This is a genomic window from Georgenia sp. TF02-10 (assembly GCF_022759505.1).
GTDB lineage: Bacteria > Actinomycetota > Actinomycetes > Actinomycetales > Actinomycetaceae > TF02-10.
In genome coordinates this window covers 3,438,710-3,454,828 of record NZ_CP094289.1, presented here as the reverse complement: position 1 = coordinate 3,454,828, position 16,119 = coordinate 3,438,710, and the positions used below count along the sequence as shown (strand labels likewise).

The following is a 16,119-nucleotide window of genomic DNA, read 5'->3' as shown; positions in this document are numbered from 1 at the left end:
GGTGGTGAGGGCCGGCGCCGTCGGCCCAGAACGGCGTCGGCGCGGTGAGGGGCGGTGACGGGTCGGGCCCCCGGCCTCCCGGACGCCGTCGGCCCAGGACGCCGTCGGCGGCGCGGTGAGGGCCGTCACGACCGGCTCCGTCCCGGCGGGCCGGGCCATGGCATAGGATAGAGCGCTGGGCAGGCATGACCGGGCACGCACGAGCCGGCGGAAGGAGCCGGCCCGACGTCAACCACCAACGTTAGCGGGAGTTCATGGCGAAGAAGGACGGTGTCATCGAGATCGAGGGCAGTGTCGTCGAGGCGCTGCCCAACGCGATGTTCCGCGTGGAGCTGAGCAACGGGCACAAGGTCCTCGCGCACATCTCGGGCAAGATGCGCCAGCACTACATCCGGATCCTCCCCGAGGACCGGGTCGTCGTCGAGCTCAGCCCCTACGACCTCACCCGGGGTCGGATCGTCTACCGCTACAAGTAACCACCACCAGCGCGAGCGCCGCCGCGACCGGACCTGTCCGGCCGAGCGGCGGCGGAGGAAACATGAAGGTCCAGCCCAGCGTCAAGAAGATCTGTGACAAGTGCAAGGTCATCCGCCGGCACGGCCGGGTGATGGTCATCTGCGAGAACCTGCGGCACAAGCAGCGCCAGGGCTGACACCCTGGTCCCGCCGGGCTCGCCCGGCACCGCGCACCACCAGCTCCCCCCGGGGAGCCACCCCCGGCTCGGAGGCCGGGGCCCGCGCCCGCGGGACCGGCGGTGCGGAGGACCTCCGACCCACAACAGGAGTCAAAGTTGGCACGTCTCTCCGGCGTCGACCTCCCCCGCGACAAGCGGCTCGAGGTGGCGCTCACCTACATCTACGGCGTCGGGCGGACCCGCGCCCAGGAGACCCTCAAGGCCACCGGCATCAGCCCGGACCTGCGCGTGCGGGACCTGTCGGACACCGACCTGGTCTCCCTGCGCGACCACATCGAGGGCAGCTACAAGGTCGAGGGTGACCTCCGCCGCGAGGTGGCCGCGGACATCCGCCGCAAGGTGGAGATCGGCTGCTACCAGGGCCTGCGGCACCGCCGCGGCCTGCCGGTGCACGGCCAGCGCACCAAGACCAACGCGCGCACCCGCAAGGGCCCCAAGCGCACCGTCGCCGGCAAGAAGAAGGCCGGCAAGAAGTAGCAGCCGACCCGGCGCCCCGACGGCGGTGCCGGAGCGGTCCGACGACCTCCAGGAGTAGGAAGCCCGCATGCCCCCCAAGTCCCGCACGGCCACCGCGACGCGCAAGCCGCGCCGCAAGGAGCGGAAGAACGTCTCCCACGGCCACGCCTACATCAAGTCCACCTTCAACAACACGATCGTGTCCATCACGGACCCGAGCGGGGCCGTCCTCGCCTGGGCCTCCTCGGGCCAGGTCGGCTTCAAGGGTTCGCGCAAGTCGACCCCCTTCGCCGCCCAGCTCGCGGCGGAGTCCGCGGCGCGCCGCGCCCAGGAGCACGGCATGAAGAAGGTCGACGTCTTCGTCAAGGGCCCCGGCTCCGGCAGGGAGACCGCGATCCGCTCCCTGCAGGCCACCGGCCTGGAGGTCGGCTCGATCCAGGACGTCACCCCGCAGGCGCACAACGGGTGCCGCCCGCCCAAGCGCCGCCGGGTCTGACGTCCTTGGGCTGACGCCCTCGAAGGCTGACGCCCTCGGGGCCGGCGCCACCGGGCTGAGGTCCCACGGACGGGAGCGGTGCGCCCAGGCCCCGCACCCGCCGTCGGGAAGCGATCCCGGCCGGGGCGGACCGGCCCCCAAGCACCACCGCGGCGGCGCGCGGACACCACGCCCCGCCACCATGCACGACCCTGCCGGTCGGACCGATGACCGGCAGGCCCTGCCACGGCGTCATATGGCGGATGCCGGGCTGAAAGGAACCCCAAGTGCTCATCGCACAGCGCCCCACGCTGACCGAAGAGGCCGTCACCGACTACCGCTCCCGGTTCGTCCTCGAGCCGCTGGAGCCGGGCTTCGGCTACACCCTCGGCAACTCCCTGCGCCGGACCCTGCTCTCCTCCATCCCCGGCGCCGCCGTGACGTCCATCCGGATCGACGGCGTCCTGCACGAGTTCTCCACCGTGCCCGGGGTCAAGGAGGACGTCACCGAGATCATCCTGAACATCAAGAACGTCGTCGTCTCCTCCGAGAACGACGAGCCGGTCGTGATGTACCTGCGCAAGCAGGGCCCGGGGACCGTCACCGCCGGGGACATCACCCCGCCGGCCGGCGTCGAGGTCCACAACCCGGACCTGCACATCGCCACCATCAACGACAAGGGCAAGCTCGAGATCGAGCTGACCGTCGAGCGGGGCCGCGGGTACGTCTCCGCGGTGCAGAACAAGAGCGCCGACGCCGAGATCGGCCGCATCCCGGTGGACTCCATCTACTCCCCGGTGCTGCGCGTGACCTACAAGGTCGAGGCCACCCGCGTGGAGCAGCGCACGGACTTCGACCGGCTGATCATCGACGTCGAGACCAAGAACGCGATCAGCCCCCGGGACGCCCTCGCCTCCGCGGGCAAGACCCTCGTGGAGCTCTTCGGCCTGGCCCGCGAGCTCAACGTCGAGGCCGAGGGCATCGAGGTCGGTCCCTCGCCCACCGACGCGGCGCTCGCCCAGGACCTGGCCATGCCGATCGAGGACCTCGGGCTGCTCTCCCGGTCCTACAACTGCCTCAAGCGGGAGGGTATCCACACCGTGGGTGAGCTGACCGCCCGGTCCGAGGCGGACCTGCTCGACATTCGCAACTTCGGGGCGAAGTCGATCGAGGAGATCAAGGAGAAGCTGACCGGCCTGGGCCTGACCCTCAAGGACAGCCCCGCGGACTTCGACCTCGCCACCGCCGCCGGCGCCCAGGATGACGAGGACGAGGACGACGTCTACGGCGACATCCAGTTCAGCGACGAGCAGCGCGGCTGACCGGCCGACCCGACACACCTAGGAGAGACCATGCCCACCCCCGCCAAGGGTCCCCGTCTGGGCGGCAGCGCCGCGCACGAGCGGCTCATGCTGGCCAACCTGGCCACCGCGCTGCTCGAGCACAAGAGGATCACCACCACCGAGACCCGCGCCAAGCGGCTGCAGCCGCTCGCGGAGCGGCTGATCACGCTGGCCAAGCGCGGTGACCTCCACGCCCGCCGCCGGGTGATGACCACGGTGCGCAGCAAGGACGTCGTCGCCGAGCTCTTCGAGCAGACGGCGCCGCAGTTCGCCGAGCGCAACGGCGGGTACACCCGCATCACCAAGGTGGGCCCGCGCAAGGGCGACAACGCCCCGATGGCCGTCATCGAGCTCGTCCTGGAGCCGGTGAGCCCGCGGCAGGCCACGGTCCGGGAGGCCGAGCGGGCCGTCCGACGCGCCGCGCCCGCCGCCACCCAGCCGGCCCCGGCCGAGGGGCAGGCCGCCGAGGGCGAGGCGGCGGAGGCCCCGGCCCCGGCCGCCGACGACGTCCAGACGGCCGTCGCCGACGCCGTCGAGGCGGAGGCCCCCGGCGAGCAGGGCTCGCTCACCGAGGACGTGCAGGCGTCCGCGACCGTCGAGGCCGAGCAGCAGGAGGCCGCCCAGGCCGCCGCCGCGGCGGACGCGGCCGCCACCGACGCCCAGGCCGGGCAGTCCCGGGGCGAGGTCGACCCGCGGCAGTAGCCGCACCAGCGGCAGTGCCGCACGCGCGGCAGTAGCCGCATGCACCACCGAGGGGCCCGGACCGGAGACGGTCCGGGCCCCTCGTGCTGTCCCGGTGGGCGCCCGGACCCTCGTGCTGCTACATGCGCGCCGGGCCCCTGTGGTCGACGGACTGTGCCCGGGGCCGCTCGGTCAAGAGACCGCGCGGGAGCGGCGCAGCGGCGCGAGGGGCGTCGGCGGAGCGCCCTTGCAAGGAGGTCGCGGACGACGGCGGTGACCGGCTGGCCGAATAGCATCCCTGACGTGCCCGCACCCACCGTCCTGCTCGTCCACGGCGTCCGCGCCTCGCGCACCATGTGGCTGCGCCAGCTCGCCGCGCTCGAGGTCGCCGGGGTCCCGGCACTGGCGCCCGACCTGCCCGGCCACGGCGCCCGACGGGACGAGGACTTCACCGTCGCCGCCAGCCTGGACGTGCTCGACGACGCCGCCAGCGACGCGGACGGGCCGGTCGTCGTCGCCGGCCTGTCGATGGGCGGCTACCTCGCGCTGCACTGGGCGGCCTGCACCACCCGCCGCCCAGCCGCCGTCCTCGCGGCCGCCTGCTCGACCCAGCCGGCCGGCGTCGGGCTGGCCGCCTACCGGCTCCTGGCCCGCGCGATCGGCCGCCTGCCGGACGGCGGCGCGCGGCTCAACGAGCTCATGGCGCGTCGCTTCGTCCCCGCGCCCGGCCGGGCCGACCTCGCCGTGGGCGGCATGGCGCTGGGCGTCATGGACGCCGTCCTCGCCGGCATGGCCGACATCGACACCCTCGCCGACATCGCCCAGATCGACGCCCCCATCTGGTTCGTCAACGGCCGCTGGGACCACTTCCGGGCGCATGAGCGGCGCTTCCTCGCCGCGGCTGCCCGGGGCCGCCTGGTCATCGTCCCGGGGGCCACGCACCTGGTGTCCCTGGTCCAGCCGGTCGCCTTCAACCGGGTCCTGCTGGAGCTGGTCGCGGAGGTCGCCCACGACGACGGCGCCTAGCTCGCCGGGTGGTTCTCGACCCCACGTGGTGCTGTGCGTGAGGCGGGGAGTGCGCCGACGGTGGGTGCGCTCGGCCCCCTATCCTGCTTGCCGGGAGGCGACGGTGCGAACAGGCAGATCGGTGCTGGCGGCTGCGCGGCGCCACTCGGTCGCCGTGCGACGGAACGGCACGGTGGTGGCAGTGGGCGACGGTCGTGCCGGTGAGTGCAGTGTTGACGACTGGGAGGATGTGGTCGCTGTCGCAGCAGGCAATGTTCACACCGCCACGAACACCGGAAGATCGCACACCATCGGTCTTCGTACGGACGGCACTGTCCTGGCTACGGGATGGAACGGCGACCACCAGTGCGAAGTCGGCGAATGGCGAGACGTCACAGAAGTAGCGGCGGGTTGGCGACGCACGCTCGGCCTCCTCTCAACTGGCACCGTGCTGGCAGCCGGCCGCGCTGTCGAAGGCGCCTGTGCTGTTCAGTGTAGCGGTGGGCGCCGGGAGCTACCACACCGTCGGCGTCACCGCCTCCGGTCAGGTTCTCGCAGCGGGCGACAACAGTCACGGACAGTGCGATGTCGGAGATTGGGAGAACATTGTGGCGGTCGCAGCAGGCTCCACCACGCTTGGTCTTCGCGATGATGGCACGGTCGAGCGCGGGAAACAGCGACGACGGCAGACGAGATGTCGCATCCTGGACAGAGCTGCGCCGCCCCGAAGGAGGGTAGAACGGGTAGCGTCGCGCGTCAGCCGAATAGTCGAAGTTCGACCTCGCGGCGATCAGCTAGAGGCGAGCTGTGCGAAACCAGTGCTGACGGCCGAGCGCAAGAAGTCGTCTGGCCACGTGTCGCGTACTGCCGGCGAGAATCTGACATCATCGGCTGGTCTACCATGACGGTGTGACCGGACGATCTCATCAGCAACCGCCTGCAGCTTGGCTGCTTGATGTGCCACAAAGCCCCGGTCCACGACAGACCCGTGCCCGGGAACGATCGCGTCACCAGACAGAACGTGCGGCAGCAGCGCCCGAAGGGCGCTCGCCCAACGGAGAGGGTATGAGCCTGATCCGAACATCGGTGGTCCCGACTCCTCGATCACGTCACCGAGGAACCAGACCCGGGCGTCCGGCACGAGCACGGCGAGATCTGTGTCGGTGTGGCCCGGCTGCAGCGGGAGCAGCATCACTGTTCGCCCGCCGAGCTCCAGCTGAAGCGGGGAGTCTACCAGAACAGATGGCGGCGTGAGACTCACGTCGGCCCAGTTCTTGTCGGACTCGCGTCGGGGATCTCGCTGCACCGCTAAGAGCCGGGGAGCTTCGTACTCGGCATAGTGACGAGGGATCAGATGGTGGCCGTAGATCGCGATGTCATGCCCGGCGAAGGTCTGATTGCCGAACGTGTGATCATAGTGAGCGTGCGTGTTTATTGCGGCGACCACCGGCATATTGAAGGCCTCCTGGACGTGCCGCAGAATCTCTTGCGCTTCCTCCGGGGTTCCGCGGGTGTCGACCACCGTGACCCCGTCGACGCCGAGGATCGCGCCGACAGACACGTCCGTCGGTTGGTAACGGCGCTGGAACACGCCGGCTCCCACCCGTATCCAGTCACCTTCAGTCGACTCACCGCTCACGTGCCGCACCCCTCGTCTCGATCCCATTTTCGATAACTGGCGCAAGAAAACTGCACTAGCAGAACTCAATCCTCACGTCCAATTCCCAAGTGCTCCGGACAACGAGGGTACCGCAGAAACAAACCGAACAAGACGCCCTATTTTTGAAGGGGGGTGCCGGTGGGGGTGCCGGTGGACGCCGTCGGCGGGGTGGTGCGGATGCCGTCGGCGGGGTGGTGCGGACGTCGTCGGCAGCGCGGCGCGGACGCCGCCGCGTCCGCTGCCCGCCCCGGTCCGGCTGCTCACGGCACCCGCAGCTCCCAGGCCCGCACGCCCCCCAGGATCCCCGCCGAGTTCGGGACGATGACGACGTCGTCGCCGAGCCGGGCCAGCACCTGCGGGGTGATCCGCCGGGAGTTGCCGCCGCCGAGGTAGAGCCGGTCCCACAGGTACATCGGGCGCAGCGCCTCGACTACCCCGCGCACCCGGCGCGACCACATCGCGTCGCCCAGCCGGAGCCGCTCGTGCTCGCCGACGTAGTCGTCGTAGGTCAGGCCCCACTTCACCGGCCCCTGGCTGAGCTCGACGTGCGGGGCGAGGGCACCGCCGTCGAAGACCGCGTTGCCCAGCCCGGTGCCCAGCGTCACGATCATCTCCAGGCCGGCGCCGGTGATCGCCCCGGCGCCGTGCACCTCGGCGTCGTTGAGGACCAGCGCCGGGATGCCGAGGGCGTCCTCGACGGCGCCGCGCATGTCGAACCCCGACCAGTGCAGCTCCAGCTCGGGCAGCACCCGGGTCCGGGGGCCGGCCTTGGTGATGTAGTGCGGGGTGCGGATGACGACGCCGCGGCGGAGCATCCCCGGCATCCCGACGGTCGCCCGCTGGGCCGGGGGGAGCCGTGCGGCCAGCGCGGCGATGGTGCTCACCAGTCGGGTCGGCGGCAGCGGGTAGGGCGTGGCGGCGCGCACCGGCTGGGCGTGCATGGTCCCCGCGGCGTCCAGCACCGAGGCCTTGATGCCGCCCCCGCCGCAGTCCACGGCGAGCGTCGCGACGGAGGGCTCCACGCCGGTGACGCTACCGCGGCCGGGGCGAGGTTCCTGGTGGTGGGGCGGGCGCGGATCCGGGGCGGTGCCCGGGCCTGGGCTCGGCTGCCCTCCGTCGCGCCGGCTGCGCCGGGCGCGGGTCCCGGAGCGGAGGGCGGTGCCGGATTGCGGAGCGAGGCCGCAGCGATCGGCCGTCTTGACGCCGACGCCGACGCCGACCGTGGCCGTGCCGTGGTCGACGGCGTCCGGGGCCTGGGGTTCGTCGCGGGACCACCCTGCTGGGGATGGGCCGCAGGTCGATGTCGGTGGGTGCCGGTACCGTGATACACATGTTCGAGGACGAGCGCGAGACCGCCGCCGGCGGGAGTGCCGACGGCGCTGGGCCGGGCCCGGGCACCGGGCCGGACCGGCGCGCGCTCGAGCGGCCGAGCCGGGTGGAGTCGGTGCTGCTGATGCTGCTGCACCAGGCCGCCCGGGAGCGACGGGCACCGGCCGGGGTGGACCTGGTGGCCCTCTCGGACCAGGAGGTGCCGGGGCAGGCACCGGCGGGCGCCGATCGTGCCGCGCTGCCGGCGGACAAGGCGGACCTGGAGGAGGAGGACGCCGGGACCGACGTGGCCGGCGCTGCGGCCAGCACGGACGCCGACGTCTCCGGTACGACGGCCGGAACCGGCGTCGCCGCCACCACCGGAGACGCCGGCGCGGAGACCGACACCGGCACCCTGACCGGCACTGACACCGACGCCGCCCGACTGGGCCGGGCGCAGGCGCTGGCGGGGTTGGACCTGGCCGGTGTGCTGGCGGCGGTGGACCCGGCCGGGCAGGGGGCGGCGGACCTGGTGGAGATGGCCTGGAACTGGTCGCGGGTGCTGTCCTGGGCCTACGCCCGGCGGGGGGAGGCCCTGGCCGAGCTGGCCGCGCTGGCCTGCCGGGAGTCCCCCGGGATGGCGCCGGGTGGGCACTGGGCCGGCGGGTACGTGCCGGTGGCGACCGAGGTCGGGATGCGGCTGGGGATCACCCGGCAGGCGGCGACGAGGCTGGTGCGCACCGGGGTGCTGCTGAACGGGATGCTGACCGGGACCGGGCTGGCCCTGGAGGGCGGGGCGCTGGACCCGGCCAAGGCCGAGCTGATCGCCACCACCCTGGCCGAGGTGCCCGGGCCGATAGCGCACGACGTGGAGGACACCGTGCTGCCGGGGGCGCTGGGCCGGACCCCGACCCAGCTCAAGGGGGACCTGGCCCGGGCGCTGATCACCGTGGACCCGGTCGAGGCGGAGCGGCGGGCGAAGGTGGCGAGGGCGGGGCGGCGGGTGTGCCACCCCAAGGCGCTGGCCGACGGGATGGCCTCGATCTACGCGGTCCTCCCCGCCGGGGACGCGATCGCGGTGGACCTGGCCCTGGACGGCGCGGCCCGGGCGGCCAAGGCCGCCGGGGACAGCCGGACGATGGACCAGCTCCGCGCCGACACCCTCACCGCCGTCGGCGTCAACGCCCTGATCACCGGCCAGATCGCCACCACCACCCCCACCCCCGCCACCACGACCACGGGGACCGGCGGCAGCGGTAGCGGCGCGACCGGCACCGACACCAGCGGCACCACCGGCGGCACCGAGGCCGTCGTGGGCGCCGGCGGGCCTGCCCCCAACCCCGGCACGCCCGACCGGACCACGAGCGACCCGCCCACCACGAGCGGTGAACGCGGCGGGGCGGGCACCAGCGCGGGCGAGACCGGCCCTCACATCTCCGGACCGACCGGGGCCGGCCCCGACCCCGGCGGCGGTGACGCCGGCCCGCCCGGCAGCGGACCGCCCGGCACCCCGCCGCCCCCGCCGGCGGAGCCGGTTCCGCCGCCGGGGACAGCCCCGCCGGCTGGGGCAGCCCCGCCGCCTGTAGCCCAGCCGCCGGACCCGGAGCAGCGGCCGGTGGCGCCGTTGCCGGCGATGCCGGTGACGCCGGTGCGGGTCGACGTCACCGTCCCGCTGACCACCCTGCTCGGCGGGCACGAGCCCGGCCTGCTGCACGGCTACGGCCCCATCGACGCCGCCACCGCCCGCGCCCTGGCCCTGGGCGGGACCTGGCGCCGCCTGGTCACCGACCCCCTCACCGGCACCGTCGTGGACCTCGGCCGCACCCGCTACCGGCCCCCCGCCGACCTCGCCGACCTCGTCCGCGCCCGCGACGGCACCTGCGTCCGCCCCGGCTGCGCCACCCCCGCCACCCGCTGCGAGCTCGACCACGACCTGCCCTGGGCCGCCGGCGGCACCACCTCCTTCCGGACCCTGTCCGCCAAGTGCAAGGTCGACCACCAGCTCAAGACTTGCGGGGACTTCCTCGTCCAGCCCCACGGCCCGGGCACCTACGACTGGACCTCCCGCCTGACCGGCCTGACCTACCGCCGCCACCCCGACGGCGCCACCACCTACCAGCCCCTCAACCCCCACGACGACCCCCGCGGCAACCCCGACGACGCCCCGCCCCCGTTCTAGCGGCGAGAGGCCCGTGCTGGCCGCGAGAGGGTCGGCGTCGGCAGGGCCTGGCACGTTCCTCCCGCAGAGAGCCACCGCGGGGACGTTAGCCTCGGAGCGTGACCAGCCCGCCGCACGACGACGCGGCCGCGGCAACGCCTACCAGGGCACTGGCCTCGGGGCCGCCGCCCGCCAGCGACGTGACGGCGGCCACGGTGCGGGTCCGGCTCGACCTCGCGTACGACGGCACCGGCTTCGCCGGCTGGGCCCGGCAGCCCGGCCGGCGGACCGTCCAGGGCGTGCTCGAGGACGCACTCGGCACCGTGCTGCGGCTGCCGGGCCCGGCCCGGCTCACCGTGGCCGGCCGGACCGACGCCGGGGTGCACGCCCGCGGCCAGGTCGCCCACCTCGACATCCCGCAAGCGGCGTGGCAGGCCCTGCCCGGACGCAGCGACCGCGCACCGGACGAGGCCCTCGTCCGCCGCCTCGCCGGCGTCCTGGGCCGCGGCACTGTCCCCCGGGGGAGCAGCGAAGTGGTCGTCCGGGCGGCCACCGAGGCGCCCCCAGGGTTCGATGCCCGGTTCGCCGCCACCTGGCGCCGGTACGCGTACCGCATCGCCGACCAGGACGGGGCGCGGGACCCGGTGCGCCGGCACGACGTGCTCTGGCACGGTCGCCCCCTGGACGTCGATGCCATGGCCGCGGCCGCGGACCTGGTGCTCGGCGAGCACGACTTCGCCGCGTTCTGCAAGCCGCGCCCCGGTGCCACGACGATCCGTACCCTGCTGGACCTGACCTGGCAGCGGGTGCCGTCGGACCGGCCCGACGGCGGCCTGGTGGTCGCCACCGTGCGCGCCGACGCGTTCTGCCACTCGATGGTCCGGGCGCTGGTCGGCGCCGCACTGGCAGTGGGGGAGGGCCGACGTCCACCGCACTGGCCGGCCGAGGTCCTCGCCGGCCGGGCCCGGGTCCCGGGCGTCGCCGTCGCCCCCGCGCACGGCCTGACCCTGGAGGCGGTGGGGTACCCGCCCGCCGACCAGCTGTCCGCCAGGGCGGCACAGGCCCGGTCCGTCCGCGTCCTCGGCGCCGAGCGGCCGACGTCCTAGAACGAGCCCAGGTCGGCAGCCAGCCAGCGCTCGGGCTGCATCGAGATGACGACTTCCGGACCAAGATGGTCCTGCGCGAACGCGAGGTACCGGGCCGCTGCCGGCTCGTCGAGGTACCGGTGCGCGATCTCGTGTCGGTGCTCCGCGGTGCCGGGCTCGATCGTCGTGACCGGCCCTTCGACCGAGACGTAGCGCACGGTGGGCGTCAGGCGTTCGGCCATCATGCTGAAGCGCCCCGCCGCCCGAATCAGCTGGGTCTTGCGCGAGCTCGCCCCGGTGAGCACCCACAGGTCCTCGCCGGGGGCGTACTGGTACCAGATGGGCACGGTGAGCGGTCCCCGGCCCGGGCCGGCGGATACGGCAAGCGCACCGACGTGCGGCTCGGCCAGGAACTGCTCACGCTCTTCCCTCGTCAGTGCCATGGCCCGACGATAATCACCGCCGCTGACACCGTCGCGGCGGTCGGTCGCCAGCGCCGCCCTCGATCAGACGGAGGACCCCTCGTCGGTCAGGCCGCCGACCTCGTCCTCGTCGCGCACCCGCATCGCGGCCTCCTCGGCGGTGGCGGCACCACCGGCGACGCCGACGTCCGAGGCGAGCACCGACTGGCTCTCGCCGAGCTCGTCGGTGGGGTCGTCGTCGTCGGGCAGGGCCTCGATCCGCCCGGCCCGGTCGGGCTCCGCCTGCGGGGCCGGGGTCGGCTCCTCCTCCCAGACCTCTGGTTCCTCCCGGTCCAGGCGCTCAATCAGGCCCTCGCCCTCGACCTGCTCCTGCTGGGTCAGCGCCACCCCCTTGAGGGGGTCGTACTCCGGCGGCGAGTAGCCCTCGTCGAGCAGGTCGTCCACCGCCCGCTCCTCTAGCGTCTCCTCCTTGGTCGGCTGGTTGTACTCGCCCTCGCCGGGGAGGGACGGGTCCTGGCTGGTGCCCGAGGTGTCCGGTTCGCTCATGCCCTCCAGGCTGCCATCCGCGCAGCGCGCTCGCACGGGAAGTGGTGCACCGCACGGGCGGCTTGCAGCGGCTCCAGGCGCGGGCAGTGCGTGGCGGCACCAGCAGGGGCGGTGCCCGCGACACCAAGCGCGGGCGGTGTGCCGCAGTGCCGAGCACGCGCGGCGCACAGCGGCATCACCCGCCGTGCGCCATGGTGCTCAGGAAGAGCCAGGCACCCGTAAGCGCCCGACCCACCGCAAATGCCGTGGACCCGGCAGGCCCGGCCGATGCACCCTGACGCCGTGGCGCACCTCGACCTGTCCGGCATCGGCTACGACCTCCCCGACGGGCGGGGCCTGCTCGCCGACGTCTCCCTCCACGTCGGGCAGGGGGACCGGGTGGCCCTCGTCGGGCCGAACGGCGCCGGGAAGACCACGCTGCTGCGCATCGCCACCGGCCAGCTCGCCCCGCACCGCGGGGCGGTGACCCGCAGCGGCACGGTCGCGGTCATGGACCAGCTCCTCGGCCGCCGCGACGACGACACCACGGTCCGGGACCTGCTCGTCAGGCACGCGCCGGTCCGGCTGCGGGAGGTGGCCGAGCGGCTCACCGCCGCCGAGCTGGCGATGATGACCGACGACGACGAGCCCGCCCAGCTCGCCTACGCCCAGGCGCTGGCCGACTGGGCCGACGTCGGCGGGTACGCCGCCGAGGCTGCGTGGGACGAGGTCACCCAGCAGGTCCTCGCCCAGCCCTTCGAGCGGGCGCAGTGGCGCGCCGCGGGGACGCTGTCCGGCGGGGAGGTCAAGCGGCTGGTGCTGACCGCCCTGCTCGTCGGCCCCGCCGAGCTCCTGGTCCTCGACGAGCCGGACAACGCCCTGGACGTGCCCGCCAAGCGCTGGCTCGAGGACCAGCTGCTGGCCACCGACAAGGGCGTGCTCTTCGTCAGCCACGACCGCGAGCTCCTCGCCCGCACGGCCACGCACGTCGCCGCCCTCGAGCCCGGGCCGGCCGGGGCGACGGCGTGGGTGCACACCGGGTCCTTCACCACCTTCCCCGCCGCCCGGGCCGAGCGGCTGGCACGGCTGGCCGAGCTGCGCCGTCGGTGGGACGAGGAGCACGCCAAGCTGCGCGAGCTGGTCGCGATGTACCGGCAGAAGGCGGCGTACAACGCGGACATGGCCTCCCGGCTGCAGGCCGCCCGGACCCGGCTCGCCCGGTTCGAGGAGGTCGGGCCGCCGGAGGTGGTGGCCGCCGAGCAGCACGTGCAGGTCCGCCTGCGCGGCGGGCGGACCGGCAAGCGGGCCGTGGTGTGCGAGGGGCTCGCGCTGACCGGCCTGACCCAGCCGTTCGACCTGGAGGTCTGGTTCGGCGAGCGGCTCGCCGTGCTCGGCGCCAACGGCACCGGGAAGTCCCACCTGCTGCGCCTGCTCGCCGCCGGCGGCACCGACCCCGGCCCGGAGCACCGCCCGGCCGACGGTCAGCCGGTCGAGCCCGTCCCGCACACCGGCGTCGCGCGCCTCGGCGCCCGGGTCCGCCCCGGCTGGTTCGCCCAGGGCCACCTGCGGCAGGACCTGACCGGGCGCACCCTGCTCGAGGTGCTCCACCGCGGCGAGGGCGACCGCGCCGGGATGGGCCGGGAGGAGGCCAGCCGGGCGCTGGACCGCTACGAGCTCGCCCGCGCCGCCGAGCAGCGGGTGGAGACGCTCTCCGGCGGGCAGGCCGCCCGCTTCCAGATCCTCCTGCTCGAGCTCTCCGGCGCCACCCTGCTGCTCCTGGACGAGCCCACCGACAACCTCGACCTGCACTCCGCCGAGGCGCTGGAGGCGGGCCTCGCCGCCTTCGAGGGCACCGTGCTCGCGGTGACCCACGACCGGTGGTTCGCCCGCGGCTTCGACCGTTTCCTGCTGGTCCGGGCCGACGGCACGGTGGTGGAGACGCCCGAGCCGGTCTGGGCGGACGACGGCGCCCGGGTGCGGTGACGCCCCTGGCGGCGTTCCCGCTTCGGCGTAGTGCTGGATTCGCTGCGCTTCCAGGCACCCGACCACGCCCTCGCGGCCGCTGGGTCACACCGACCACGCTCTCCGATGTCGCCCACGTTCCCGAGCACTTCGACGGCCTCTGTCCTCGAGCAGGCCCAGCAGCTCAGGCGTCGATGATCATCGTCACGGTGTCCCGGAGCTGTCGAAGCACGGCCGGGCCCACGTTGCCGATCCGCACGCTCACCCGCGTCGTGGCGACGGATCGGATGTGCTGGCACTGGGCGGCGGAGACGGCACCGAGCCCGTTGTGCTCATCGGGTTCGATGACGATCTCGGAGCCGCTGTCGCGGATCGTGCGGGCGAGGGGGACCACCTGGACCACGTTCGGCCCACCACGGAGGATCTGCTCGGCGGTGAGGACGACGGCGGGCCTGCGCAGACCCGCTTCCGCGCCCGTGGGTGCGAGGTCGAGCTCGACGACGTCACCCGGCGTCAGCATCGAGCCAGGCGAGCTCGTCGTCGCGCAGCGGGGCGGAGAGGTCACGCCCGACGACCTCCTGCTCGAGCAGCCGCGTGGCGCGGGAGACGGTCACGGTCACGGTCTCGCCACGCCGGGCCGCCAGATCGTTGAGTGCGTCGCGCGTGGCGCGGCTGACCCGGATCGTCGTCGTGTCGCTCACGTGCCCAGATTAGGGAGTGTAGACGTATTGGTCTACACGCCGGTGGTCTGAGCGCCGCGGCTCGGCATGCTGGAACCGCCAGAAACAAGCCGCGATCTGGACAGCTACCTTTGCTCGGGGGTCCCGCCGTCGGCGGGGTCTCGTCCCGCCGACGGCGTCCGGTCGGTTCCCACGCCGGCAGCCGCCGCGTCGTCGGCCGGATGGGCCGCCGCCGTCGGGCCGGATGGAGCCACCGCCGTCGGGCCAACGGCGGGCGGGGGTGGGGTGGCCGGTCTCACCGCCGACGGCGCAACGACCTTTTGACCCTCGCCGCGCCCGGGCAGTACCCTGGGACGTCGTTGTGCATCCGCATGCCCTCCCGGTGCCTCCCACTCGCCGGGCTGGGGGACGTCGATGCGCGCAGCGAGCACCACTGACCATGGGTCGCGGCCCTGCCATGACTGCGGCCCGACCGAGAGAACGCTAAGAGAAGGCAACGCCCGTGCGTACGTACACACCGAAGCCCGGCGACGTCACGAAGAACTGGTACGTCATCGACGCGACCGACGTCGTCCTCGGCCGACTGGCGACGCAGGTCGCCGCACTGCTCCGTGGGAAGCACAAGCCGACCTTCGCGCCGCACGTGGACAACGGCGACTTCGTCGTCGTCGTCAACGCCGACAAGGTTGCCCTCACCGGGAACAAGCGCGACAAGAAGCTCGCCTACCGCCACTCCGGGTACCCGGGCGGGCTGAAGGCCACCCGCTACGCCGACCTCCTGGCCAAGCGGCCGGAGCGGGCCGTGGAGAAGGCCGTGCGCGGCATGCTCCCGAAGAACACCCTGGGCCGCGCCCAGATCAAGAAGCTCAAGGTCTACGCCGGTGCCGAGCACCCGCACAGCGCGCAGAAGCCGCAGGCCTTCGAGATCACCCAGGTCGCCCAGTAAGGCGTCCGCGCCGAGGCACCGTCGGAACATGACTGAGGAGAACTGTGGCTGAGACCACCACCGACTTCGAGCTGGACGGCGAGAACGCGCCCAGCAGCTACACCACCGAGACCGCCGCCCCCGCCGCCGGCCAGGGCCAGTCCCTGACCGCCCCCGGCCAGGCCCTCGGGCGCCGCAAGGAGGCCGTCGCCCGCGTGCGGCTCGTTCCCGGCAGCGGGCAGTGGAAGATCAACGGCCGGACGCTGGAGGACTACTTCCCCAACAAGCTGCACCAGCAGCTCGTCCGCTCGCCGTTCACCGTGCTCGACCTCGAGGGCCGCTTCGACGTCGTCGCCCGCATCAACGGCGGCGGCGCCTCCGGCCAGGCCGGCGCGCTGCGCCTCGGCATCGCCCGGGCCCTGAACGCGATCGACGCCGAGTCCAACCGGCCCACGCTGAAGAAGGCCGGCTTCCTCACCCGCGACGCCCGCGCCACCGAGCGCAAGAAGGCCGGCCTGAAGAAGGCCCGCAAGGCCCCGCAGTACTCCAAGCGCTGACCGTCGCGGCGGCTTCGCTGCCGCCGGCCGTTGCCGGGCGCTCCCCGGCGGCGCGCCTTTCGTCGGTCACCCAGCCCCCGGTGTCGCTCTCGGCGACGCCGGGGGCTGCGCCCGTCCTGGCCGTGGCGCCGGCCGGGCAGGTGCCGTCCTGGCCGCGGCGCCGCCCGGGCAGTCGCCGTCCTC

Annotated in this window: 19 protein-coding genes; 13 read left to right on the top strand and 6 right to left on the bottom strand. The window is 73.8% G+C overall.

Annotated elements, in window-relative coordinates:
- The first annotated feature begins 254 nt into the window (after positions 1-254).
- The 8 genes from infA to MF406_RS19160 all read left to right on the top strand — a co-directional run bounded on the left by infA (position 255) and on the right by MF406_RS19160 (position 5,559).
- On the top strand, positions 255-476 hold the full coding sequence (gene infA / locus MF406_RS15695) for a translation initiation factor IF-1 (RefSeq protein WP_043501486.1): 222 nt from the start codon (positions 255-257) through the stop codon (positions 474-476).
- A 62-nt stretch (positions 477-538) separates the two neighbouring features.
- Positions 539-652: a 50S ribosomal protein L36 gene (gene rpmJ, locus MF406_RS15690; protein ID WP_010148647.1), complete on the top strand. Its 114-nt coding sequence runs from the start codon at positions 539-541 to the stop codon at positions 650-652.
- Positions 653-790: 138 nt separating this feature from the next.
- Positions 791-1,171 carry a 30S ribosomal protein S13 gene (gene rpsM / locus MF406_RS15685; protein WP_242895574.1) on the top strand — a complete coding sequence of 127 codons (381 nt, stop codon included), beginning with the start codon at positions 791-793 and terminating at the stop codon, positions 1,169-1,171.
- Between the two features lie 67 nt (positions 1,172-1,238).
- On the top strand, positions 1,239-1,646 hold the full coding sequence (gene rpsK / locus MF406_RS15680) for a 30S ribosomal protein S11 (RefSeq protein ID WP_242895573.1): 408 nt from the start codon (positions 1,239-1,241) through the stop codon (positions 1,644-1,646).
- Between the two features lie 266 nt (positions 1,647-1,912).
- Entirely contained in the window at positions 1,913-2,947 is a 1,035-nt protein-coding gene (locus tag MF406_RS15675) for a DNA-directed RNA polymerase subunit alpha (RefSeq protein ID WP_242895572.1), read from the top strand.
- Between the two features lie 30 nt (positions 2,948-2,977).
- Positions 2,978-3,670 (top strand): 50S ribosomal protein L17, encoded by a 693-nt coding sequence (rplQ, locus tag MF406_RS15670; RefSeq protein WP_242895571.1) that lies wholly within the window; start codon positions 2,978-2,980, stop codon positions 3,668-3,670.
- 282 nt (positions 3,671-3,952) lie between these two features.
- The gene (locus tag MF406_RS15665; protein WP_242895570.1) at positions 3,953-4,675 is read left to right on the top strand and encodes an alpha/beta fold hydrolase; all 723 of its coding nucleotides are present in this window, start codon (positions 3,953-3,955) and stop codon (positions 4,673-4,675) included.
- A 461-nt stretch (positions 4,676-5,136) separates the two neighbouring features.
- Positions 5,137-5,559, top strand: coding sequence for a hypothetical protein (locus MF406_RS19160; protein ID WP_371744523.1), 423 nt, complete (start codon positions 5,137-5,139; stop codon positions 5,557-5,559).
- Here the strand turns inward: MF406_RS19160 and MF406_RS15660 are convergent.
- Positions 5,445-6,293, bottom strand: coding sequence for an MBL fold metallo-hydrolase (locus tag MF406_RS15660; protein WP_242895569.1), 849 nt, complete (start codon positions 6,291-6,293; stop codon positions 5,445-5,447). The two genes, MF406_RS19160 and MF406_RS15660, sit on opposite strands and share 115 nt — an antisense overlap.
- A 281-nt stretch (positions 6,294-6,574) precedes the next feature.
- Complete coding sequence (locus tag MF406_RS15655) at positions 6,575-7,336, bottom strand: ROK family protein (RefSeq protein ID WP_242895568.1); 762 nt, start codon at positions 7,334-7,336, stop codon at positions 6,575-6,577.
- 308 nt (positions 7,337-7,644) lie between these two features.
- Here MF406_RS15655 and MF406_RS15650 point away from each other — a divergent pair, with 308 nt between their 5' ends.
- Both MF406_RS15650 and truA read left to right on the top strand, forming a co-directional pair.
- Positions 7,645-9,801, top strand: a complete 2,157-nt coding sequence (locus MF406_RS15650) for an HNH endonuclease signature motif containing protein (protein WP_242895567.1) — start codon at positions 7,645-7,647, stop codon at positions 9,799-9,801.
- Positions 9,802-9,950: 149 nt separating this feature from the next.
- The gene (gene truA, locus MF406_RS15645) at positions 9,951-10,886 is read left to right on the top strand and encodes a tRNA pseudouridine(38-40) synthase TruA (RefSeq protein WP_242897833.1); all 936 of its coding nucleotides are present in this window, start codon (positions 9,951-9,953) and stop codon (positions 10,884-10,886) included.
- On the opposite strand, the gene MF406_RS15640 is transcribed toward truA, so the two are convergent.
- Together MF406_RS15640 and MF406_RS18920 are read right to left on the bottom strand one after the other, a co-directional pair.
- Positions 10,883-11,308 carry a pyridoxamine 5'-phosphate oxidase family protein gene (locus MF406_RS15640; protein WP_242895566.1) on the bottom strand — a complete coding sequence of 142 codons (426 nt, stop codon included), beginning with the start codon at positions 11,306-11,308 and terminating at the stop codon, positions 10,883-10,885. The genes truA and MF406_RS15640 overlap by 4 nt on opposite strands.
- Positions 11,309-11,371: 63 nt before the next feature.
- A complete protein-coding gene (locus MF406_RS18920; RefSeq protein ID WP_305852970.1) occupies positions 11,372-11,833 on the bottom strand; it encodes a DUF5709 domain-containing protein in 462 nt (153 codons plus the stop codon).
- A 282-nt stretch (positions 11,834-12,115) separates the two neighbouring features.
- On the opposite strand from MF406_RS18920, the gene MF406_RS15630 reads away from it, so the two are divergent.
- Complete coding sequence (locus MF406_RS15630) at positions 12,116-13,795, top strand: ABC-F family ATP-binding cassette domain-containing protein (RefSeq protein ID WP_242895565.1); 1,680 nt, start codon at positions 12,116-12,118, stop codon at positions 13,793-13,795.
- Positions 13,796-13,958: 163 nt separating this feature from the next.
- Here MF406_RS15630 and MF406_RS15625 read toward each other — a convergent pair whose 3' ends face one another.
- Both MF406_RS15625 and MF406_RS15620 read right to left on the bottom strand, forming a co-directional pair.
- A complete protein-coding gene (locus tag MF406_RS15625; protein WP_242895564.1) occupies positions 13,959-14,294 on the bottom strand; it encodes a type II toxin-antitoxin system PemK/MazF family toxin in 336 nt (111 codons plus the stop codon).
- Positions 14,278-14,475 carry a hypothetical protein gene (locus MF406_RS15620; protein ID WP_242895563.1) on the bottom strand — a complete coding sequence of 66 codons (198 nt, stop codon included), beginning with the start codon at positions 14,473-14,475 and terminating at the stop codon, positions 14,278-14,280. The genes MF406_RS15625 and MF406_RS15620 overlap by 17 nt, the downstream gene beginning before the upstream one ends.
- Before the next feature lie 481 nt (positions 14,476-14,956).
- Here MF406_RS15620 and rplM point away from each other — a divergent pair, with 481 nt between their 5' ends.
- Together rplM and rpsI are read left to right on the top strand one after the other, a co-directional pair.
- Positions 14,957-15,400 carry a 50S ribosomal protein L13 gene (gene rplM, locus MF406_RS15615; RefSeq protein WP_242895562.1) on the top strand — a complete coding sequence of 148 codons (444 nt, stop codon included), beginning with the start codon at positions 14,957-14,959 and terminating at the stop codon, positions 15,398-15,400.
- 44 nt (positions 15,401-15,444) lie between these two features.
- On the top strand, positions 15,445-15,936 hold the full coding sequence (gene rpsI / locus MF406_RS15610) for a 30S ribosomal protein S9 (RefSeq protein WP_242895560.1): 492 nt from the start codon (positions 15,445-15,447) through the stop codon (positions 15,934-15,936).
- Positions 15,937-16,119: the final 183 nt, after the last annotated feature.